19 protein-coding genes are annotated in these 22,134 nt (G+C 36.1%); 12 read left to right on the top strand and 7 right to left on the bottom strand.

Annotated elements, in window-relative coordinates; all coding sequences use genetic code 11:
- Positions 1–23: 23 nt before the first annotated feature.
- From N9R04_RS08160 to N9R04_RS08145, 4 genes are all read left to right on the top strand, one after another.
- Positions 24–995, top strand: coding sequence for an ABC transporter permease (locus N9R04_RS08160; RefSeq protein ID WP_306439853.1), 972 nt, complete (start codon positions 24–26; stop codon positions 993–995).
- Positions 985–1,950: an iron chelate uptake ABC transporter family permease subunit gene (locus N9R04_RS08155; protein ID WP_262856265.1), complete on the top strand. Its 966-nt coding sequence runs from the start codon at positions 985–987 to the stop codon at positions 1,948–1,950. Before N9R04_RS08160 ends, N9R04_RS08155 begins: the two co-directional genes overlap by 11 nt.
- Positions 1,947–2,729, top strand: coding sequence for an iron ABC transporter ATP-binding protein (locus N9R04_RS08150; RefSeq protein WP_262856264.1), 783 nt, complete (start codon positions 1,947–1,949; stop codon positions 2,727–2,729). Before N9R04_RS08155 ends, N9R04_RS08150 begins: the two co-directional genes overlap by 4 nt.
- Positions 2,730–2,850: 121 nt before the next feature.
- Complete coding sequence (locus N9R04_RS08145; protein WP_262856263.1) at positions 2,851–3,888, top strand: ferrated catecholamine ABC transporter substrate-binding lipoprotein SstD; 1,038 nt, start codon at positions 2,851–2,853, stop codon at positions 3,886–3,888.
- 216 nt (positions 3,889–4,104) lie between these two features.
- Here N9R04_RS08145 and N9R04_RS08140 read toward each other — a convergent pair whose 3' ends face one another.
- The 4 genes from N9R04_RS08140 to N9R04_RS08125 are packed head-to-tail and all read right to left on the bottom strand — an operon-like array spanning position 4,105 to position 9,252.
- The gene (locus N9R04_RS08140; protein WP_262856262.1) at positions 4,105–5,226 is read right to left on the bottom strand and encodes a mannitol-1-phosphate 5-dehydrogenase; all 1,122 of its coding nucleotides are present in this window, start codon (positions 5,224–5,226) and stop codon (positions 4,105–4,107) included.
- Complete coding sequence (locus tag N9R04_RS08135; protein ID WP_262856261.1) at positions 5,226–5,660, bottom strand: PTS mannitol transporter subunit IIA; 435 nt, start codon at positions 5,658–5,660, stop codon at positions 5,226–5,228. Before N9R04_RS08135 ends, N9R04_RS08140 begins: the two co-directional genes overlap by 1 nt.
- Positions 5,661–5,667: 7 nt before the next feature.
- Entirely contained in the window at positions 5,668–7,692 is a 2,025-nt protein-coding gene (locus N9R04_RS08130) for a BglG family transcription antiterminator (protein ID WP_262856260.1), read from the bottom strand.
- A 27-nt stretch (positions 7,693–7,719) separates the two neighbouring features.
- Positions 7,720–9,252 carry a PTS mannitol transporter subunit IIBC gene (locus N9R04_RS08125; protein ID WP_262856259.1) on the bottom strand — a complete coding sequence of 511 codons (1,533 nt, stop codon included), beginning with the start codon at positions 9,250–9,252 and terminating at the stop codon, positions 7,720–7,722.
- 655 nt (positions 9,253–9,907) lie between these two features.
- On the opposite strand from N9R04_RS08125, the gene glmS reads away from it, so the two are divergent.
- Entirely contained in the window at positions 9,908–11,713 is a 1,806-nt protein-coding gene (gene glmS, locus N9R04_RS08120; RefSeq protein WP_262856258.1) for a glutamine--fructose-6-phosphate transaminase (isomerizing), read from the top strand.
- Positions 11,714–12,099: 386 nt separating this feature from the next.
- Entirely contained in the window at positions 12,100–12,957 is an 858-nt protein-coding gene (locus N9R04_RS08115; protein ID WP_262856257.1) for an HAD family hydrolase, read from the top strand.
- Between the two features lie 204 nt (positions 12,958–13,161).
- On the opposite strand, the gene N9R04_RS08110 is transcribed toward N9R04_RS08115, so the two are convergent.
- The 3 genes from N9R04_RS08110 to N9R04_RS08100 all read right to left on the bottom strand — a co-directional run bounded on the left by N9R04_RS08110 (position 13,162) and on the right by N9R04_RS08100 (position 15,632).
- Positions 13,162–14,091 (bottom strand): hypothetical protein, encoded by a 930-nt coding sequence (locus N9R04_RS08110; protein ID WP_262856256.1) that lies wholly within the window; start codon positions 14,089–14,091, stop codon positions 13,162–13,164.
- A 265-nt stretch (positions 14,092–14,356) separates the two neighbouring features.
- Entirely contained in the window at positions 14,357–15,316 is a 960-nt protein-coding gene (locus N9R04_RS08105) for a cation diffusion facilitator family transporter (protein WP_262856255.1), read from the bottom strand.
- Between the two features lies 1 nt (position 15,317).
- Positions 15,318–15,632: an ArsR/SmtB family transcription factor gene (locus N9R04_RS08100; RefSeq protein WP_262856254.1), complete on the bottom strand. Its 315-nt coding sequence runs from the start codon at positions 15,630–15,632 to the stop codon at positions 15,318–15,320.
- Between the two features lie 207 nt (positions 15,633–15,839).
- Here N9R04_RS08100 and N9R04_RS08095 point away from each other — a divergent pair, with 207 nt between their 5' ends.
- From N9R04_RS08095 to N9R04_RS08070, 6 genes are all read left to right on the top strand, one after another.
- Entirely contained in the window at positions 15,840–16,490 is a 651-nt protein-coding gene (locus N9R04_RS08095; protein ID WP_262856252.1) for an SDR family oxidoreductase, read from the top strand.
- Between the two features lie 806 nt (positions 16,491–17,296).
- Positions 17,297–18,232, top strand: a complete 936-nt coding sequence (locus tag N9R04_RS08090; RefSeq protein WP_262856251.1) for a type I phosphomannose isomerase catalytic subunit — start codon at positions 17,297–17,299, stop codon at positions 18,230–18,232.
- A gap of 213 nt (positions 18,233–18,445) precedes the next feature.
- Complete coding sequence (locus tag N9R04_RS08085; RefSeq protein ID WP_262856250.1) at positions 18,446–18,613, top strand: hypothetical protein; 168 nt, start codon at positions 18,446–18,448, stop codon at positions 18,611–18,613.
- Between the two features lie 514 nt (positions 18,614–19,127).
- Positions 19,128–19,361, top strand: coding sequence for a hypothetical protein (locus N9R04_RS08080; protein ID WP_262856249.1), 234 nt, complete (start codon positions 19,128–19,130; stop codon positions 19,359–19,361).
- 74 nt (positions 19,362–19,435) lie between these two features.
- Positions 19,436–20,416: a YeiH family protein gene (locus N9R04_RS08075; RefSeq protein ID WP_262856248.1), complete on the top strand. Its 981-nt coding sequence runs from the start codon at positions 19,436–19,438 to the stop codon at positions 20,414–20,416.
- 264 nt (positions 20,417–20,680) lie between these two features.
- Positions 20,681–22,054 (top strand): EVE domain-containing protein, encoded by a 1,374-nt coding sequence (locus tag N9R04_RS08070; protein WP_262856246.1) that lies wholly within the window; start codon positions 20,681–20,683, stop codon positions 22,052–22,054.
- The last annotated feature ends 80 nt before the right edge of the window (positions 22,055–22,134 follow it).

The following is a 22,134-nucleotide window of genomic DNA, read 5'->3' as shown; positions in this document are numbered from 1 at the left end:
AATAAAGAGAAGTAGGGTGCGAAATGGGAAGATTTTTAATGCGTATGGAAGTTTTGATTATTCTACTAGTGATTGCAACGTTCTTCTCTATATTTATTGGTGTCTCGGAAGTGAAACCATTACAGATATTTAATTTGACCGCCGAACAGAAGAATATTTTAGTATCGAGCAGAATTCCAAGAACAGTCAGCATTGTTATTTCAGGTAGTTCATTAGCTATTTGTGGATTGCTAATGCAACAGTTAACTAGGAATAAATTTGTTTCTCCTACAACCGCAGGGACTATGGATTGGGCGAGATTAGGTATATTAATTTCACTTATCGCTTTTCCAGAAGCCAATATACTACTTAAATTATTATTTGCCACGCTAGTCAGTTTATTTGGAACAATGCTATTCATGCAAATCCTCCGTCGAATTCAGTTCAAAGATGTCATTTTCATACCGTTAGTTGGCATTATGCTCGGAAACATCGTGTCGAGTTTCTCTGCTTTTGTTGCATTGCGTACCAATGCAGTACAAAGCATTGGTAACTTTATGCAAGGTAATTTCTCAATCATAACAAGTGGTAGGTATGAAATTCTCTATATTAGTATTCCGTTATTGGTTCTAGCTTTCATATTTGCGAACCAATTTACCATTGCTGGTATGGGTAAAGATTTCAGTATAAATTTAGGACTTAACTATCATAAAGTCGTCAATATCGGTCTTATCATTGTAGCAATGATTACGGCACTCGTTATAGTAACTGTGGGTATGATGCCCTTCTTAGGTTTGATTGTGCCCAATTTAGTCTCAATATTTAAAGGAGATCATTTGAAAAATGCTCTACCTCATACAGCAGTACTTGGTGCGTTATTTGTCATGATTTGTGATGTGATTGGAAGGTTAATTATATTCCCTTATGAAATTACAATTGGTTTAACAATTGGGGTTATTGGAAGTTTTATTTTCATAGTATTACTGATGAAAGGACGTTCACGCAATGCGCTATAAACTAACTCCTACTCATAAATTAATCCTTTTATCCGTATTAACGCTATTAGTCATGGCATTCTATTTATTTTATAACATTAATCCTAATATATTGACTTATCAATTGATAGGCGGAGTTAGAAAAGCCATCGCAATGCTATTAGTCGGTGGTAGTATTGCTGTGTCAACAGTCATTTTTCAAACCATTACTAATAATAGAATTTTAACACCTTCTATCATCGGTTTAGATGCGATTTATATGTTTATTAAAACAGCGTTGATATTTTTATTTGGTTCAACATCGACTGTCGTATTAAATAATTATTTTAACTTTCTCATTACATTGATAGGGATGATTTTATTTAGTTTGTTCTTATTTCAACTCTTGTTTAGGTCGAAAGATCAAAACGTATTCTTCATATTACTACTCGGCATTGTCTGCGGAACATTCTTCTCCAGTTTATCTAGTTTCATAGAGATGATGATTGATCCTGAAGAATTCTTATCTGTCCAAAGTGCAATGTTCGCAAGCTTTAATGCTATTAACGAAGGTTTACTCACCATATCAAGTATCGCTTTGTTAATTATGATAGTCATTACTTTTAAAATAAAAAATTATTTAGATGTATTGTCATTAGGTAGAGATCAGGCTATTAACCTAGGTGTGAATTATATAAAAGTAACCAGATGGTTAATGGTAATGGTCGCACTACTTGTCACTATTTCAACAGCGCTCGTTGGACCCATTACATTTTTAGGTTTACTCGTCGTAAATTTAGCTCATGTGTTCATTAAAGAGTTTGAACATAAATATTTATTACCGGCTACTATACTCATCAGTTGGATAAGTTTATTTGTAGGCCAATGGGTTGTGGAGCATGTGTTTGAAGGTAATACAGAAATTAGTATCATGATTAACTTTATAGGTGGCATTTACTTTATTTTCCTAGTCTTAAAGGAGCGTAACGTAGCATGATTAAAGTCGAAGGGTTAACAAAAACATATCATCATAAAGTTGTTGATGAAGTAGATATAGAAATTAAAAAAGGGGAAATCACATCTATCATCGGTCCAAACGGAGCAGGTAAAAGTACCGTCTTAGCAATGGTTAGCCGCTTAATAGATAAAGATAACGGTACAATAATGTTAGACGATCAAGATATCGCTTCGTTGAAAAGTAATGAAATGGCTAAAAAGCTTGCTATATTAAAGCAATCTAATCATACAGAACTTAAGATTTCAGTAAGACAACTCGTTAGCTTTGGAAGGTTTCCGTATTCAAAAGGGAACTTAAAAGAAGACGATCAAGCTATGATTGAGCAGGCGCTCCATTATTTAGGACTCACTGAGATTCAAGACAAATATTTAAGCGAGTTATCTGGTGGACAACGACAGAGGGCATATATCGCGATGACGATTGCTCAAGATACAGAATATATTCTGTTAGATGAGCCATTAAATAATTTAGATATGAAACATTCCGTTCAGATTATGAAAATATTAAGAAGACTTGTGAAAGAAATGAACAAGACAATTGTAATTGTTATTCACGATATTAATTTTGCTTCATGCTATTCAGATAGAATTATCGCGCTTAAAGAGGGAAAAGTTGCAGTTGCTGGTCTTAAAAACGATGTCATTAACGAGCACGTTTTACGTCATATTTATGACTTAGAAATTAAGATACAAGAAATTAATGGCCAACGTATATGTGTCTATTATGATGATGAAATTCATTACAGAAGTACCAATTAATAATAGTTTGCGTTGTATAGACTAATTGACTACACAGTGAAAGGGGTGATGTTTGTAGATGTAGGGCAATAGGGGGATCGAATGGCATTATAATCATAATATTTAAGGAGAGACAACGGTGATGAAGAAAGTTTTCAGTTTTATATTAATTATAGTATTATCTATTGTACTCGTAGCATGTGGATCTAATTCAAATAGTGACGACAAATCATCAAAGGGCGATACTAAGAGTGAATCTAAAACAGTAGAAATTCAGTCTAAATATCAAGTGCGTGGTGAAAAGAAAGATGGTAGTGATTCAAAAACTGTGAAAGAAAAAGTTAAAGTACCTGTTAACCCTAAAAAAGTTGTGGTATTAGACTACGGTGCTTTAGATACCGTTGAAGCATTAGGTGCTAAAGATGCAGTTAAAGGTGTGCCAAAAGGTGAAGGCGGTGCATCATTACCAAAATTCTTAAATACATTTAAAGGTAATGACTTTGTAAACACTGGTACTGTTAAAGAAGTAAACTATGATAAAATAGCAGAAATTAAACCTGACTTAATCTTATTCTCTGGTCGTACAGCTGGAACTAAAGTACAAGATGAATTGAAAAAAGCGGCCCCAGATGCAGCACGCTTATATGTTGGCGCTGATGAACATAACTACTTGAAATCAGTAAAAGACAACACAACTAACTTAGGCAAGATTTTCGATAAAGAGAGCAAAGCGAAAGAATTAAATAGTGATTTAGATAACAAAGTGAAAACTGCTAAAGATAAAGCTGAAAAATCAAAACGTAAAGCAATGTACTTATTAGTTAACGAAGGTGAATTATCTACATTTGGCCCAAGTTCTAGATTTGGTAGCTTAATATTTGATGAGTTAGGGGTCACTCCAGCGGATAAAAATGTTAAAGCAAGCAATCATGGTCAACCGATAAGTTATGAATATATTAATGAGAAAAATCCTGATATTATTTATGCTATGGACAGAGGTCAAGCAATCGGTGGTCAATCTACTGCTAAGAAAGCGTTATCTAATGACGTTATTAAAGATGTAAAGGCAGTTAAAGACGACAACGTGGTTAATGTAGACGCACAATTATGGTACTTAGCTTCTGGCGGTGTAAGAACAACTGAAAAACAAATAGATGAAATTGTTAAAGGCTTAGAATAATTAGCTTATAAGTGAAACTAGGATAGAGCTGTTCTAAAGCTATGAAAATAATGAAGCGGGAGCGGGACAGAAATCTTTTTATTCAAATTAGATTTCTGTCCCGCTCCCTTCAACATCTCGGCAGTAGATGACTGATTTGAAAATGCGCTTGTATCAAGCTTTTTTCAATTCTAGTCATCCTTGCCGGGGCGAGACTACGAAATCCTTTTGTTCAAATTAGATTTCTGTCCCGCTCCCTAGATCATTATATTCACGTACAATTTCACCAGTTAACTGATCATCTGTTTGTGCATAGTTTTTAAGAAAAGCGGCTACACCGTTTTCCTTTATAAAGTTATTTTTCATTACTGTTTCTTCATCATTGCTGTCATCGTATTTTAACAGCAGTGCTGCTGCCTGAAGTAGGCCATCATGAGGTAAATTATTGTTATATAAATAATTTAAAGGTTTAATGATACGATCTTGAGGGCCTATTTTACGAATTGTGCCACGTCCTACACGCGTAACAGCATCGGATAGATGAGGATTCTCGAACCGTTCTATGATTTGTTCCACATATTGTGCTTGTTGTTCCTCAGAGAAATTAAATTGGTTAGTAATATACGAGCTTGTTTCTGCCAATACTTTTCGTAGTTTATTAGAAATATCACTATCGTTCACTGCTTCAAAGATAGTTGGTTTGTTATAGAATCGTCCAGCGTATGCTAGGAAAGCATGTCCAGTATTTACTGTTAAAAGTTTGCGCTCTATATAAGGGGCGAGATCTTCAACATATTTAATATGATCCAATTCACGTCCATACCACGTATCTTTCTCAATGACCCATTCATAAAATGGTTCGACCACAACATCTAGTAACTGAGTATTTGTTTGTTGAGGCACAATGCGATCAACAGCCGAATTTGAGAAGTGGATGTGATTACCTAAGGGCCCCGTTATATTTAAGATTGCTTCTTTCAGTTTATTTGTAGCCATCAGCGCATTCTCGCAAGCTACAATGTTGACCGGCGTTTGTTTCTCTTTGAGATAGGGCGCGAAGGTTTGAGCGATAATAGGCAATATATTAACGCCTACAGCAGTAGTTATCAAATCAGCTTCTAATACTGCTTGTTTCAATTCTTCGGAAGATTCTCCAGAGTGTATCGCACTCACATTATGCACGCGTGTTGTCGTTTGTGCTTCGTCTGCTAAGATTACATCATATTGCTGTTGGTCTTTTAAAGCTTCTATAATAGAAGTGTTTACATCTGCGAAAGTAACTTTGACGTTATTGTCAGCTAATATATAGCCGATAAATCCTCTGCCAATATTACCAGCACCAAAATGTAATGCTTTCATTATGCTTCTGCCTCCTCAAAAACTTGTTTGATTTCTTCAGCAGATTGAGCGTTCACAATACGATCCACGTTCTCTTCTTCACTAAAGGTAATTGCAATCTTAGATAAGAGGTCTAAATGTTCACCGTCTTTTCCTGCAATTCCAACTACTACTTTAACCGTCTCACCGTTCCAATCTATACCGTCAGGAATTTGAAGTAAAGACAGACCTGAGTGGATGACTTCACTTTTAGCTTCATCGGTACCATGCGGGATAGCAAGTCCATTACCCATAAACGTAGAAACGAGTTGTTCACGTTCCTTCATTGCAGCGACGTAGTTAGGTGTAACAGCACCGCTCTTTACAAGGACTTGGCCTGCTTTTTCTATCGCTTCATTTTGATCTTTAATAGTTTGATTAATATAAATATTTTCGTTACTAAACATTTTACTCATTATAGTATCACTCCGAATCTAAAGTTTGTTTTAACATTAGTAAATATTTTTGCTTTAAGATGTTAAGTAATTTCTCCGGTTGTTTCATCATAGAATCTAGGTCTTCAAGATAAATAAATAGCTCACTCGTTAGTTCACTTATTATATGAGCTAAAGCGTCATCATCGGGTATAAAGATGCTGATTATATATTTAATCGGCACACCATTGTGAGGTGAAAGCTTGATAGGCGTTTGTAGTATAGAGATAATCATCACGGGTTGTTTGATCATCTTGTGTTTTAAATGAGGCAAAGCTAGAGGGTAGGGATCTAGCGTATAACCTCGCTCCATCTGACGTCCTTTCAGCACTTCAACGAATGATTCTCGGTCTTGAATCATGGCTTTGTTAGTGAGTGCATTTGTTAAGTGTTCAATCCAATCCGCTATATCTACATGCTCAATATAACTATTTTCTATTAATAATAAACCACTTTTAATCTTATCCAGAGCAGTTTCGACGAGGGGAGCCTCTAACTCTAATTTGGGTTGATTAGCTATGGCACTAGTCTGAGTAGCAGTGTCTATATTAAGAAACTGAGCTACTTGTTTAATGTCAGGTTGTGGTAACAGTGGGTTAACAGTTAAGTAAGGTTGATTGATATCTAGATTAACTGTTGAAATAATTGCGTCATATTGATTTAAATCTAGTTGAGAAAGATCACCTACTGAGCTTTGAACAGTATTAATTATTAAAGGGAAAGCCTGTTGCAACCGCGTAGATAATAGGCGGCTTGTACCGATGCCACTACTACAGACGACTAAAATATTTAATTTATTATTTTCTTGTTGGCGGATAGAGCCTCCAAAATGAAGGACGATAAATGCTATCTCACTATCTGGAAAGTGAAAATCAGGCCATAACTGACGAACTGCTTTCCTTACGCTAGTAAAAAGTCGGTGATATTTATTTTTAATCATATCTGTCAGGGGATTAAAAGTTTCGATGTTTGCTTCTAATCTATTCATTGCAGGAACGAGATGTAGTCTTAAACCTTCCACTAGTGAATGAACTTCTGTAAAACGTTGCTCAGTATACTTTCCTACTAATTCAATTAGTGAGTTAATATGCTGCAGCTCTCTATCGCTATCTTCAGTAGTTTCTTTACGCTTAGCGCCTCGGAGATGAATAGTAATAAAGGTAAGTTCTGCTTTATTAAATTTAACTTTATATGTGGTTTCAAGATGTTTAGCTATGTCTTTAGCAACGCTGAATTCCTTAGTGTCTTTAACCTGACTATACATACTTTCATTTAGAGCAACATAGTTTCCTTTCTGCATTCGGTCAACACTTAGTACTATATGGATGGTCAGGTTAATGTAACTCGCTTCCATTAATGTATATGGGAGCGGTTCTAAATAATCCATGAGGATACGCTCAATTTTAAATATTTTGTCAATATCTACCATATTTAATTGTGTTTGAGTCAACGATTGATAAACGAAATGGTTTTCAATGACAGAATAGACACTGGTACTACTTAAGTTGTTAACCATCCATGAACTAAGCAATTCACGTTTCTTTGATTCAGGTCCACTCAGAATAAGACCTAAACCACGTTTACGCTGTAAAGTAAGCTCATAAGTGTTTAAATCGCGTTCAAGTTCGTCGAGCAACTTAGATAATGCTTGAGTTGATACTCCTATTTCATGGGCTAAACTGTATTGCTTTATAGGATCTGTAGCTTGAATCAATGCATATAATATAATTACCTTTTGTTCTTCATTAGATAATTCAGAGGGTTGTTGCTCGCTAATCAGCGTTTCAAGTTGTTTAATCGCAAATTCAGAAGCATTGAGTTTGATACCTTTACGAGTTACACGCTTTAGTTCTATACCTAAGGGAGCTAAAGTATGTTCTAAATGCTTGAGTTCACGATGAATCGTTCGAGAGGATACAGCTAGTGATTGTGCTATGTCATAAATTGTGATGAATTGATGGTTGTAGGTTAGAAAGATTTTAAGAATATCTTTTTCTCTTTTACTCAATAGCATTGCTGTCCCCCCTTTTTAGAAAATAATTTAATTCTCTGTCTTAAAGCGTTCTAATAATTCCTCGTACCGTGGGGAATTTAAGAAATTATCCACAGATATATGAATAGCTTGAGGTGCTTGTTTAATAGCACGAGCGGTTAGCTTTTTCTGCGTAATGATAAGTTGAGCGTCAGAAGTCAATTGATTGATAGCCGTATTAGTTACTTCGATATTTTCTATTCCAGCTTTTTTAAATTTATTTCTTAATAAACTTGCGCCCATAGCACTTGAACCCATACCGGCATCACAAGCAAAGATGACATGATTAATGTGGCTATAGTCATGTGCTTCAACTGATTCAGTATCATATTCTGAAACTAGATCTTCTTTATTTGAAAGTTGATTATGTTCAATAGAAGAGGAGTTATCAGAGTTACTATCTGTTTCTTCTTTACTTCCCGTAATTTGAGAAGATACGCTTGACTGTTTACCTTTAGTAGCTTCCATTTGTGCTGTTGCAGCTTCAATGCTCTGCTTGGGTTCTTTAGTGAAACGCATAATTAACGATGCAACTATAAATGAAACGATGGCGGCAAGTAATACGCCTAACAACATCGGTAAATATTCTCCTCTAGGGGTGTTTACTATGTAAACTAAAAATGAACCAGGAGACGCTGGACTTTTAAATCCAAAGTCAAATAAAGAATAGGTAGCTACGCCAGTCATACCACCTAAGATGACAGCAATGAAAAGTAAAGGGCGCATTAAAACGTAAGGGAAGTATATTTCGTGAATCCCACCTAGGAATTGAATAATACCAGCACCATATGATGTTGCTTTAGCCGTGCCTTTACCAAAGATCATGTAAGCAATCAGAATTCCGATTCCAGGCCCTGGATTTGATTCAATAGTATATAGAATCGATTTGCCTACCTGTGCTGATTGGTCTGCACCGAGAGGAGTGAATACGCCATGGTTAATAGCATTGTTTAAGAATACGATCTTAGCTGGCTCAACGATGATGCTGACTATAGGTAATAGATGTGCGTGTACCAAAGAACCTACAAGTACGGATAATATGTGCATAATTAGCTTCATGATTGGCGCAATAACTACAAAGCTAATAATAGTCATAATAAAGCCTAATATACCAGCAGAGAAGTTGTTGAACAACATCTCGAAACCTTGAGGTGTCCGAGATTGAATAAATTGGTCAGTCTTTTTCATGAGCCAACCGACGAGAGGGCCTATAATCATAGCGCCTAAAAGCATAGGTGTGTTGGGAAGAGCAACGATGACTCCCATAGTCGACACAGCTGCGATAATTCCACCACGTATGTCATGAAGCAGTCGTCCTCCGCTAAAAGCTATGAGTAGTGGAATGAGGTATTTGATCATTGGATCCGATAAGCTTCCTAATTCCTTATTAGGCCACCAACCACCTGGAATAAATATTGATGCAATAAAACCCCAAGCAATAAATGCTCCGATATTAGGCATAATCATACTGCTTAGGAAAGATCCAAATGACTGAATTTGACGGCCGAGACCTTTCTTTTCTTGTTGTTGAGTTTGTGACATAATTGCACCTCTTTTTCAAAAATAGGATATAATTCATTTTAAAATGTAAACAAGAGGGTACACAATAAGAACTAGATGCGAATTTGTCAGATTGAAAGTGACAAATTTGAAATAAAGTATTATGTTTACCAATTGATAATAAGGTTAAATATATTCGTAGCACGTGTATGCGATTGTTTGCAAAACCAAGTTATAAAGATGTAGAATAAAATGTAATGAGAAAGGAGGACAGGCAATAGAAATAATACAAAGCGCCTGTACAAATATTGAAACTTTGCCCATAACTTAAGATTTAAGAACAGAAATCTTAATAGGTTAAGTCGTCAATATTTGTAGACGAGGAGGATAGTTATCGAATTATCGGCGGATGCTATCCCGGATGAAGTGGCTCATTCGTAAGCTTATTAAGCAAAACATTGAGGTGACTCGGTGCACAAAGTTAATAAGCAAGTCACAAACAATAAATATTTATGTAACAGTTTAGTTACTCACTCTCTATTGATGATTAGACGATGGCTAAAGAAGCGGTATCTTATAAGAGTATCATCGTATATATATGAAAAGGCATGGATAGTACAATCGATGTCTTATTTTAAGGTGCTTCTTATTCGTCTAGCTGTATATTTGCTGTTACAAATTATTGGAGGAATAAAGTATGTGTGGAATTGTGGGATTTATTGGGCATGATAATGCTAAAGAATTGTTACTGAAAGGTTTGGAGAAACTAGAATATCGTGGCTATGATTCAGCTGGAATAGCGTTAACTAATGACGAAGGAACTAAAGTGTTTAAAGAAAAAGGTAGAATAGCTGATTTAAGAGAAGTAGCTGACAGCAATGATTTTGATGGGACGCTCGGTATAGGTCATACGCGTTGGGCGACACACGGCGTACCAAATTATGAGAATGCGCACCCTCATCAATCAGCGTCAAGACGTTTCACTTTAGTACATAATGGCGTTATTGAAAACTATGAAGAATTAAGAGCTGAATATTTAGCGGATATCAACTTCCTTTCAGAAACTGATACAGAAATTGTAGTGCAACTAATTGAGCACTTCTCTAATGAAGGATTGAAGACAGAAGACGCCTTTACGAAAGTCGTATCAATGTTAGAAGGATCTTATGCCTTAGGTCTAATTGATAGCGAAGATGAAGATACTATCTTTGTAGCTAAGAACAAGTCACCACTTCTTGTTGGGGTAGGAGACGATTTCAATGTCATCGCTTCTGATGCGTTGGCGATGCTACCTGTTACTAACCAATACAAAGAAATTCATGATCATGAAATTGTTATTGTTAAACGCGATCGCGTTGTGATCAAAGACGCTGAAGGAAATCAGCAAGACCGTGAGACGTATACAGCTGAAATTGATGCTGCAGATGCTGAAAAAGGTGTTTATGACCACTACATGTTAAAAGAGATTCACGAACAACCTGCAGTTATGCGTCGTATTATCCAAGAATATCAAGATGAGCAAGGCAACCTTAAAATGGATAAAGATATCATCAATGATGTAGCTGCTGCAGATCGCATTTATATCATCGCGGCAGGTACAAGTTATCATGCTGGATTAGTAGGTAAAGAGTTTATAGAAAAGTGGGCAGGTGTACCTACTGAAGTACACGTAGCCTCTGAATTTGTATACAATATGCCGTTACTTTCTGAAAAACCACTATTTATATATATTTCTCAGTCTGGAGAGACTGCAGATAGTCGAGCTGTATTAGTAGAGACTAAAAAGCTTGGTCATAAATCGTTAACAGTTACGAATGTGTCTGGGTCTACATTGTCACGTGAAGCAGATCATACATTATTACTTCACGCAGGGCCTGAGATTGCTGTAGCTTCTACAAAAGCTTATACAGCTCAGATAGCGGTACTATCTATACTCTCACAAATTGTTGCTAAAGAACATGGAAGAGAAGCTGAAGTAGACTTATTAAGAGAATTAGCTAAAGTGACGACTGCCATTGAAGCTATTGTAGATGACGCGGAAAAGATGGAAGCGATCACGAAAGAATTCATGGATGATACGCGTAATGCCTTCTTCATTGGTCGCACTATAGATTATAATGTCAGTTTAGAAGGTGCTTTAAAGTTAAAAGAAATTTCCTACATTCAAGCTGAAGGCTTTGCTGGTGGCGAATTAAAGCATGGCACTATCGCTTTAATTGAAGAAGGGACACCTGTCGTTGCGTTAGCAACTCAAGAAAATGTTAATAATTCAATTCGAGGAAATGTTAAAGAAGTTGCTGCGCGCGGAGCTAACACGTGTGTCATAGCTATGGAAGGACTAGAGAAAGATGGCGATACGTATGTTATCCCTCAAGTTCATGAGTTATTAACACCACTCGTTTCTGTGGTTGTAACACAACTCATAGCTTACTACGCAGCTTTACATCGTGATTTAGATGTAGATAAACCACGTAATTTAGCGAAGTCAGTCACAGTAGAATAATATATAAGGTCGGTTGAGCACGTTATACTTGATATTGCTAAGTCAGCACTTGAGCTATGTATTTTGTGAATATGAGAAATTAAAGACAATTAAATTTCTGTTAGACACTTAAATACTATGTACTTACAATTTAAGATGGGCTCTAAAATCATTGGGAGCAGGACAGAAATCTAATTTGAATAAAAAGATTTCTGTCCCGCTCCCTTTTTCTCTCTAGTCAAAGACCATTATGTCCCAGCCGCTAATCCTAGTATGTTTTAATAGCGGTTAATCATGGGTTATTAGTGACTATGACCTCCCACTTCCGTCGCTAGTCTATATCACTGCATTGAGGTGATGAGAACTAAGTGAGATAATAAAATAAATACAAGCGGGAGGTAATCAGAATGGATAACGTGAAAGCAATCTTTTTAGATATGGATGGCACCATCTTACATAGTAATAATAGAACGAGCGACTATACGGTTAAGACTATAGATAAATTAAGACAGACGGGATATAAAGTGTTTCTAGCTACAGGACGTTCGCATGATGAGATTAAGTATTTAGTACCCTCTGACTTCTCAGTAGACGGTATCATCAGTTCTAATGGGGCGCTGGGTAAGGTGAATCAAACGGTTGTGTTCAAACATGCGTTGAATCTTGAGAAGGTTCATCAAATCGTTACAAGAGCACAAGAAAATAATATATATTATGAAGTTTTTCCGTTTGAGGGGGATCGTATGATATTAACCACTGACAAAGCATGGATAACTACGATGATTGATGGAGATGAACCTAGAGGGGGAGTGAGCACAAGCGAGTGGACATCACGTAAAGATGCTTTGAAAGATAAAGTACGATGGGTGTCTCAGTTGCCAGATATTGAATTTGCTAAAATATACTTATTTGCTTCACACCAATCGCGAATTGAAAGTTTTAGAGCAGACCTTATTAATGAACAGAAGACGTTGGGTATTTCAGTTTCTAACTCTTCGCGCTTTAATGCAGAGACCATGGCATATGGTAAGAATAAAGGGACGGCTATTGCAGAAATGATTGACTATTTTAATATTAAACAAGAAGAAACTTTAGTAATAGGTGATAGTGATAACGACCGTTCTATGTTTGAATTCGCTCACTATACGATAGCAATGAAAAATGCAAGACCTGAAGTTCAAGCTTTAACAAGGGATATAACTTCAAAGACTAATGAGGAAGATGGAGCAGCTCATTATTTAGAAGATAACCTTCTAAACATATAGAGCCCTCGTTAATTTAATATATTGATATTTATTAAATGATATCTTAACAGGGTTTATTGTATAAATAAAGAACGGGAGCGGGACAGAATCTAATTTGAATAAAAAGATTTCTGTCCCGCTCCCGCCTTTTTAGGGGACGGATGATGTTCCATAATCTCTTAGGTGTTGCATGCGTTAAATTTTGATACGCGTTTATAGATCAGATTAATCTTTAGTAGGTCTCTCACCATGACGGTGTGCATAATGCGTAACGGCTAGTAAAGTTAAATAAATAAGAACTAATTCTATTAATATTGAGATAATATTTAACGCACTTCCAATGATTAAAGCTAACTTCTGCGATGAATGCATAGTCGCTATACCTAATAATGGTGCTACTATATCGTTCAGAATAATAGGGATTAACCATAATAACAATAAGCCAATAAAGAATTTGAACCATGTTTTGTGCCCGTTTTTAATATTTCTAAAGGCATTCTTAATATTTGTACCAGCACTGCGTTTAACATCACTAACAAATGAATAAGTGAGGTTTATAATGATTATAAATAAGAATAGCATTAACACAGTTGAAATGATAGATGCAATCACTTTATCAGTAATTTGTATAGTGATCAAGAAGCCTTGGCTATGATCTGATGATTGTAATGAATTTGTCATATGTGAGAAGATTGCATTTCTTAACTTAGCATATAAAAAACTTACTACTCCTCGAATGATTAAGAGGAGAATGAAAATGATTAGAGCACTCAAACCAGTTAATACCGCTTTAGGGTATCTTTCCTTTGCGAAAGAAGAGAAGACATCTCTTATTTTTACGCTTTCATCCTTCATAGATTTAGAAATATAATATACCAAGCTGGAGAAAATAGGATAGCCTATTAAAATCCATAAGAGAGAAATGAGTATAAATGCCGCAATTAAGATAATCACTATATTACCCATTCCATTACTCTGGCCACCGATTTGAGCTTGCATGATGGTCATCTCGACATTTCTCATAACCTCTTCAATGAGTTTACTACTAACAAAAAGCAGAATTAAAATCATGATAGCACTTAAAACTGACAAGCCTATCACTTTAAGATTCTGTGGTTTGATACTTCGTATTGCTGATCTATGAAAATTAAACAACTCTTTAGCACTCCTTTTTACTGATATAAACACGATACCAGAAACAATTGTCATTTTAAAATAAATGAGGATTTTAAAATGTAATAGCATAATAATTGATTGTATAAATCGTAGTTAGAAATACAGTTTAAGCACTTCACCTTTTTGATTTCATCACATTATACGCGCTACGTCAAAGAATTATATAAGCGATGTATCGTTACGTGCCTTTATAACTATTCTTGCTTATCAGTCTCAACCACCTAGCTGATATTATCTATAAGTGCTAGTGCTCGTGTGCATGAGCAGCTGAAGTGGTACCATGCATAGTAGAACAGAAAAGGGCTTCTTCGTGATCATGATTATCTGTTTCAAGTTGAATTGTTACATGTTGTACATTTAAATGCTCAAGTTTATGTTCTATTTTCTTTAATAATAATTCAGCTTCTGACATTGTTAGGCTAGAAGATACCACAGCATGACAACTTAAGGCGTTAACGTCACTGGAAATACTCCATAGGTGCCAGTCATGTACTTGTTCTATCTCTCGCTCTTCAGTGATAGCAGCAATAATTTGCTCGAGTTTAACATTGTGTGGAGTACCTTCCATAAGTATATTAATGGAGGATTTCATTACAGTCCAAGCGCTCTTTAAAATAATTAATGACATGATGATACTCATCACTGGGTCGGCCCAATTCCAACCTAAGAGCCATATGATTACTGCCGCTACCATAGCGCCAACTGAACCTAGTAAGTCACCTAACACGTGTAGAAAGGCGCCCTTCATATTAAGGTTATGAGAAGTATCACTTCCCTTAAACATTATCGCTGCGATAACGATATTAATAATCAATCCGATAAAGCTAATGATAAACATTTGGTTAGAATGCACGGAAGTAGGATGTATAAAGCGCTGTATAGCCTCTATCACTATATAGATACTAATGACGATCAGTAATACCGCATTAAATAAAGCTGCGAGTATTTCAAATCTGCGGTAGCCAAATGTATTTTGAAAGGTCGGATGTTTCTCTCCATATATGAAGGCTACAAGAGCTACCCCTAATGAGATAGCATCGCTCAACATGTGAATACCGTCAGAAACTAGGGCTAAACTCTGTGCTATCATCCCGCCCGCAATTTCAATCACCATGAAACAACTAATGAGAATAAAGCTAAAGATGAGGACCTTTTTATTATTAGTATGGACGTGAGAGTGATGGTGGTGTGCGTGTTCGGACATACTATCCCTCCTGATGATGTGATACGTGATTTAATGCTTGTTGTAACAGTGTCTTAACATGATCGTCGTCAATTTGATAAATCTTAGATTGACCGTCTCTACGTGCTCTTACGAGATGTGCTTGTTTCAATATCCGCAGTTGATGTGAAACGTTAGATTGACTAATTTCCAATGTATGAGAGATATGTCCCACACTACATTCTTGTTGCAATAACAAATGTAAGATACGTAAGCGTGTGCCATCACTTAGAGATTTAAAAATTTCAGTAATTCGCTCTAACTTTTGTACTTCAATATCTTGAATGTATTCACACATGTCAACGTCTCCTTTTAATATATGAACATATATTCATATATTAAAGTATAAAGATTTTAAGGTCAACCTTATAAATTGTTATTCTATGTGAACAAACATTCATCTAATTAAAAATTATTACATTTAAATTATTTTTAAAGACTTTTAAAGTAAGTAAAAGTGGGGAATGTAATAAATAATACGGGATTTAATGAAGGAGGAATTATCGTGAGTATATTAATCATAGGCGCTAATGGAGGCGTTGGCAGTAAATTAGTTGACCAACTAACAGAAGAGGGTAAGACCTTCACAGCTGGAGTGCGTAAAGAGGACCAAAAAGCAGCTTTAGAAGAGAAAGGAATTAAATCTCTATTAATTGATGTGGAGAAAGACGATATAGATACCTTAAAAGATAAGGTGAAAGGCTTCGAAAAAGTTATATTCTCAGTTGGTTCTGGTGGTAGCACTGGCGCTGACAAAACGATCACTGTAGACTTAGACGGTGCTATCAAGACCATTGAAGCTAGCAAAATTGCAGGAATTCAACGCTATATTATGGTATCCACTTATGATTCTAGAAGAGAGGCGTTCGAAGCGAGCGGCGATTTAAAACCTTATACGATCGTTAAGCATTACGCTGACGAATACCTTAAAAATTCCGGGTTAACTTATTCTATCATTCACCCAGGCGTATTATTAGATGAGCCAGGCACTGGAAAAATTGATGTCGGTGCTTTCTTTGAAGGAAGAGGTTCTATTCCGAGAGAAGATGTTGCTAGCGTACTTAAAGAAGTGGCTCAAGAAGATGGAGAAGATAATCAAGAATTTCAAATCGTTCAAGGAGAAACAGACATTAAAGAGGCTATAGCACAAATTTAATAGTGATTTAAATGAATAAGATATAGTTTATCCAAGGAGTAAGTATAGGGAGCGGGTTTACGAAATCTTTTTATTCAAATTAGATTTCTGTCCCGCTCCCTATATTTACGTCTTTTTTATTAAAAAAGACCCCTAGACTTATCTCTATCTACTAGGGGCCTCGTGCAAATTAGTAAGTTACACATAGTTATAATCGGTACTGATGTATAACATTATCATAGCTATTACCTTATATGAGCCATTAAAACAGGGAATGACTACTATTGAATAAAATAACTGTCTTCCGTGTTTCTATTACTCATTATAAGCATTAAATTTGAATATAAGCAATATTGTTTTTGTGTAATACAACACCTTCAGAGTTGTTTTAATCTAAAATATAATTTCGCTCTGGTAATTTCGTTGATTAATTAAGAGATAGAAGATTTAGAGATATGATGCTTGTAATAGAGTTCAGAAAATAGAAGCTATCTCATTATTACTTCTATATGATACAATCAGAATGAGTAATAGTGTTACGATAAAAAGGAGTCTTAGGTAGTACAATAAAAGTTCATTTTCAAACCCTTTATTATACGAACTTCAATCGAGCAGATTTGAAAGAGAAAGCGAACTGATATACTAGAAAGCTGTTGTGACTGCATTCATCGTACACTGATAAGTCGTTTGTAGGATTGTTGTTATTCTGAGAAGTGAGACAAGATGTTCAATGAATGGTGATGTTTCACTTTTAAAAGCTGAACGATAATTTATATTAGCTACAGAGATAAGAGAAAGGTAGCGACCACTTACATGGAGGTGCAGATATGCCTTTGTTTTTGAAACCTGTGCTGAAAGATAAGGTTTGGGGTGGAACTAAGTTTGAGGCGTTTGATTACGAGTTACCGAGTCAAACAGTTGGAGAGGCTTGGACTATTTCTGCTCATCATAGAGGCGCTTGTGAAATTGTGGAGGGCGAATATCGTGGGTATACGCTTGATTATCTTTGGAGCCATCATAGAGAATTATTTGGAGATTTCCCTAGTGAAGAATTTCCGTTGTTAACTAAATTGATAGATGCCAAAGAACCTTTATCCATCCATGTTCACCCTAATGACGCTTATGCTTTTGAACATGAGGAAGGCAAATATGGTAAATCGGAATGCTGGTATGTGATAGAGGCAGAACCTGGTGCTGAGATTATATATGGTTTCAAAGATGAACGCTGTCCCAATAATATTGATAAACTAAGAAATCAGGACTATGAAAATCTATTTAATAAGATTAAGGTCCAAGCTGGAGATTTCTATTATATTCCTGCAGGGATGATTCACTCAGTAGGAGCTGGCGTGTTATTGTATGAAACAATGCAAGCTTCTGATATTTCGTATCGTATTTATGATTACGGGCGTGAATATGGTAATTCACGGCGGGAACTTAATCGAGAAAAAGCTATCGAGGTGCTAGAGTTACCTGAAATAGAAAACAATTCTTCCACTGATGTGGAGTATAGGGAGAATCACAAGCGAACTCAACTTGTCTCTAATGATTTTTTTACTATGGTTAAGTGGGACATTTCAGGAACCCTTAATTACATGAAACCGAGAGAGTTTGTATTAGTTTCTGTGATAAAGGGTGAAGGCCAAGTAGTTACAGATGGAGAGATATATCATATTCAAAAGGGGTCCAATTTTATTTTAACATCTCATGATTTAGATACCGTTTTTGAAGGGAACTTTGAACTTATAGTAAGCTTTCTATAAAACGCTTTAGTTAAGTATGCTTATTTTATAGTAGAAGCGCTTGACTAATCGTAAGAAAGAGGTCAGGACAAAAGCGTTGAGGATTTGAGCGAGGGGCCCCAACAAAGAGAAACTGGGACATAATGTAATGTCTCAATCTCTTTCAACATCTTGGCAGTAGATGACTGATTTGAAAATGCGCTTGTATCAAGCTTTTTTCAATTCTAGTCATCCTTGCCGGGGCGGGACTACGAAATCTTTTTAGTTAAATTAGATTTCTGTCCCGCTCCCAACAAGCACAGCAAGTTGGGGTGGGGGCCCCAACACAAAGAAACTGGTTCATCAGTTTCCACCAGCAATGCAAGTTGGGGTGGGCCCCAACAAAGAGAAACTGGGAAATAATGTAATGTCTCAACCTCTTTCAGCATCTTGGCAGTAGATGACTGATTTGAAAATGCGCTTGCATCAAGCTTTTTTCAATTCTAGTCATCCTTGCCGGGGCGGGACTACGAAATCTTTTTTGTTCAAATTAGATTTCTGTCCCGCTCCCTTCAACATCTCGGCAGTAGATGGCTGATTTGAAAACGCGCTTGTATCAAGCTTTTTTCAATTCTAGCCATCTTTGCCGGGGCGGGACTACGAAATCATTTATTCAAATTAGATTTCTGTCCCGCTCCCCCTTTTAGCATCTTGGCAGTAGATGACTGATTTGAAAATGCGCTTGTATCAAGTTTTTTTCAATTCTAGTCATCCAAGCCGGAGCGGGAGTACGAAATCATTTTATTCAAATTAGATTTCTGTCCCGCTCCCGAATCGTGAAAGTTCCATCGACAATCCTACTTTTGGGACGCCGTTCATCGGTTTCCTAGAGCACAGAATCTTGATGTCTCAACTTCTATAAAAGGAGGTATAATTAATGCAGAAATTTATTTATATCGCTCTTGTTTGTGGAATTATTTCAGGCGTAGGAATATTTTTAAAGTTACCTATTTTCCCCGTCTTATTTATTCCTATAGTTATTAATATAGTTGGCATTATCAGTGTCCTCATCACGTTACCTGATAAAGAGATTAATGGATTCCTTAAATTAGGTGGTTTATTTATCAATATTATGCCTCTTTTCGGAGCGTTTACGCTTATGCACTCATAAATAAGTTAGCAACCGAATAAGTGTTCATATTTTATTAGCTAGGGTGAGCTAGTGTATGAAGAAAAGGTGAGAAAATGACTAAGGTTAAAGGACTTATCGTGACAGTTATAATTGCTATTATAGCCTCTACATTAGGGCATTTCTTTCCAATTATCGGTAGCGCGATATTTGCTATTATTATAGGAATGGTAGTAGGAAATTTATTTCATATACCTGATTCCTTTCAAGCCGGAATTCAGTTTAGTAGTAAGAAAGTGTTACACTATAGTATTATAGTTCTCGGATTTACATTGAGCTTTCAATCTATCGGTAGTGTTGGTTGGCGCTCAATTCCAATTATTTTTATAACGTTAATCTTAGCATTTATAACTGTATACATACTCTTAAAGTTGTTAAAAATTGAAGAGAACATAGGCATTCTTATCGGGGTAGGTACTTCTATTTGTGGGGGATCAGCTATAGCAGCTACGAGCCCCGTCATTCGAGCTAAGGATAATGAAGTGGCCTTCTCAATATCTACTGTCTTCTTATTTAATTTAATTGCAGTGTTTATCTTCCCGTCGGTAGGGCACTTATTGCGTATGAGTCAAGAATCGTTTGGTTATTTCAGCGGGACGGCTATCAACGATACTTCAAGTGTTATAGCAGCCGCATCGATATACGGTCATACTTCGTTGCAAACGGGTGCTATTGTCAAGCTCACGCGTACACTTATGATTATACCTGTTGTGCTATTTTTTGCCGTTAGAACGATGAATAAAGAGAAATCTAAGGACTCTAACGTCTCAATTAAACAGATATTTCCATGGTTTATCTTAGGTTTCATCGTCACTTCATTAATAAGTACACTCTTTAATTTCCCATCGCATGTAATGGACGTATTTCACAATATATCCTTATTCTTAATTAGTGTGGCGATGGCAGGAATAGGGTTATCAGTAGATGTTAAACAGTTTAAGTCTACAGGCTTTAAACCTATATTATTGGGACTGATAACGTGGATAGTAGTGATACTATCAAGTATCTTAACTATGTGGTTCATACACCTACTCTAGTGGTGACTGATGACGCATATATCTGTGGGGACCCTAGTGATGAAATCTAGTATTGTACAGGTACCGAATCAATTCTAAATGGACTGCTAGATACTTTTTTAAATCTTAGCTAACCATGCAGGTATGAGATGTCGAAAGCTAAATAGAATTGTGTCTCAATGCTATGATGATAAGAGTCAAGCTTGAGAATAGATGAATGATTGAAGGATAGAGTTAATATTATGTTTAACTATAAAGATAAATAAGGTGATTAGGAGTATCTATATGTCGGAAAAAACAAATTATTTTTGGTTAAATTGTGGTTATAATAGATGGGACCATCATGATTCTTTAGTAGGGCAAACTACATTATTTGAGTCTGGAGCACATTTTAATCCTACACAAGGTTTCAGAGCTTTTAAAAATGCAAAAGTAGGTGACCAAGTCGTATTCTATCAAGTTCAGATGGATACAGGCCTATTAGGGTATGGCGAAATTATTAGCGTACAAACAGGCGCTCAGAATAAAATACGCGTTCAGTTTGAACTGAAAGAGCAATTGCAACCGCTCACTACGGATTACCTCAAACGTAGTGACCAATTAGATATGAGAATACGTAATATGAAAGAAACGTTATTTAACCAACTTTCTCAAGAAGAATTTGAATTAATAGTGAGTCTAGGAAAAGGAGAAACAAAGATATCACGTTATTTCTTCCTATCTGAAACTGACGAATACGAGCCGGGACAACGTTTTACTGTCTACACTCATACTTATAATGGAATCAAACGAAACGGTTATCATCACTACACGCAACTTGAAATAGGAGATAAGCTGATATTCTTTAACCGCAATAGCAACCAATCTGTTATAGGTGTGGGAGAAGTCACTCAACATATTCATGAGAAACCTCCAATTCCTGGTAGAACGAGCAGTACGGCGATTGAAGTATATTTTGAGAAATATATCAATCCAGTCACTTTAACTACTTTGAATAAACATCCTAAATTAAAAAATTTATATTTTTTACAAGAAAATGCCAAACAAGCTATCGCCAGTCTTAGTCAAACTCAGTATGATGCGATTATAGAGATGAGTGAGAATGACGGGCTCAAGCCTCAGTTTGAAAAGGTTGATAAGAACGAGGTTGTAGACTCAGATGATAACGAGTTAAAGCCCTTTATTCTACTCGTAGTAGAAGAGCATCAAAATGGTTTAGAAGCTGCTCAAAACTTATTGCAAAAGACAAACGCCAACCCTGTAGTAACTACGGGCCATGTAGACTTTACCGAAGATATGCTTTACGGTAAATATCTACCAAATGAAAACGGAGCATTATATTATCGAGAAGGCTTTATTACTGAAAATATGCCGCAAACAGACAGACGTTATTTAGTGATCGATAACTTTCACCGTATTGATCCAGATATCTTTCAGATGTATATCAATGTACTAGAAGGGTATGAAGTAACGTTACCGCGCTATAATAAAGAAGGGAAAATGATTAAATGGTCACGCAATAAAGACTCTTTCTATCACTTTAATCCGAACTGGCATATTATTGGAGTAACGCATGACGATTTGACGACGATCAAACAGAAATATAGCCCTCAATTTTTAAAATATACAAGGATCGTCAGAGTAAATAAAGATAATTAAAAGTATGACAGGGATACGAGCAATGCGATGTAACGAAGGACGACGCCTCAGTTTCAAAAGGGCGTTCGTCCTTTTTTATG

It is taken from the genome of Staphylococcus marylandisciuri, assembly GCF_025519785.1.
Classification (GTDB): Bacteria; Bacillota; Bacilli; order Staphylococcales; family Staphylococcaceae; genus Staphylococcus; species Staphylococcus marylandisciuri.
This window is presented reverse-complemented; position numbering and strand designations above follow the sequence as displayed.

Excerpts from the sequence above, each read along its gene's own strand:
- N9R04_RS08160 (WP_306439853.1), top strand. The coding sequence starts at position 24 with ATGGGAAGATTTTTAATGCGTATGGAAGTTTTGATTATTCTACTAGTG.
- N9R04_RS08155 (WP_262856265.1), top strand. The coding sequence starts at position 985 with ATGCGCTATAAACTAACTCCTACTCATAAATTAATCCTTTTATCCGTA.
- N9R04_RS08150 (WP_262856264.1), top strand. The coding sequence starts at position 1,947 with ATGATTAAAGTCGAAGGGTTAACAAAAACATATCATCATAAAGTTGTT.
- N9R04_RS08145 (WP_262856263.1), top strand. The coding sequence starts at position 2,851 with ATGAAGAAAGTTTTCAGTTTTATATTAATTATAGTATTATCTATTGTA.
- N9R04_RS08140 (WP_262856262.1), bottom strand. The coding sequence starts at position 5,226 with ATGAAAGCATTACATTTTGGTGCTGGTAATATTGGCAGAGGATTTATC.
- N9R04_RS08135 (WP_262856261.1), bottom strand. The coding sequence starts at position 5,660 with ATGAGTAAAATGTTTAGTAACGAAAATATTTATATTAATCAAACTATT.
- N9R04_RS08130 (WP_262856260.1), bottom strand. The coding sequence starts at position 7,692 with ATGCTATTGAGTAAAAGAGAAAAAGATATTCTTAAAATCTTTCTAACC.
- N9R04_RS08125 (WP_262856259.1), bottom strand. The coding sequence starts at position 9,252 with ATGTCACAAACTCAACAACAAGAAAAGAAAGGTCTCGGCCGTCAAATT.
- glmS (WP_262856258.1), top strand. The coding sequence starts at position 9,908 with ATGTGTGGAATTGTGGGATTTATTGGGCATGATAATGCTAAAGAATTG.
- N9R04_RS08115 (WP_262856257.1), top strand. The coding sequence starts at position 12,100 with ATGGATAACGTGAAAGCAATCTTTTTAGATATGGATGGCACCATCTTA.
- N9R04_RS08105 (WP_262856255.1), bottom strand. The coding sequence starts at position 15,316 with ATGTCCGAACACGCACACCACCATCACTCTCACGTCCATACTAATAAT.
- N9R04_RS08100 (WP_262856254.1), bottom strand. The coding sequence starts at position 15,632 with ATGTGTGAATACATTCAAGATATTGAAGTACAAAAGTTAGAGCGAATT.
- N9R04_RS08090 (WP_262856251.1), top strand. The coding sequence starts at position 17,297 with ATGCCTTTGTTTTTGAAACCTGTGCTGAAAGATAAGGTTTGGGGTGGA.
- N9R04_RS08080 (WP_262856249.1), top strand. The coding sequence starts at position 19,128 with ATGCAGAAATTTATTTATATCGCTCTTGTTTGTGGAATTATTTCAGGC.
- N9R04_RS08075 (WP_262856248.1), top strand. The coding sequence starts at position 19,436 with ATGACTAAGGTTAAAGGACTTATCGTGACAGTTATAATTGCTATTATA.
- N9R04_RS08070 (WP_262856246.1), top strand. The coding sequence starts at position 20,681 with ATGTCGGAAAAAACAAATTATTTTTGGTTAAATTGTGGTTATAATAGA.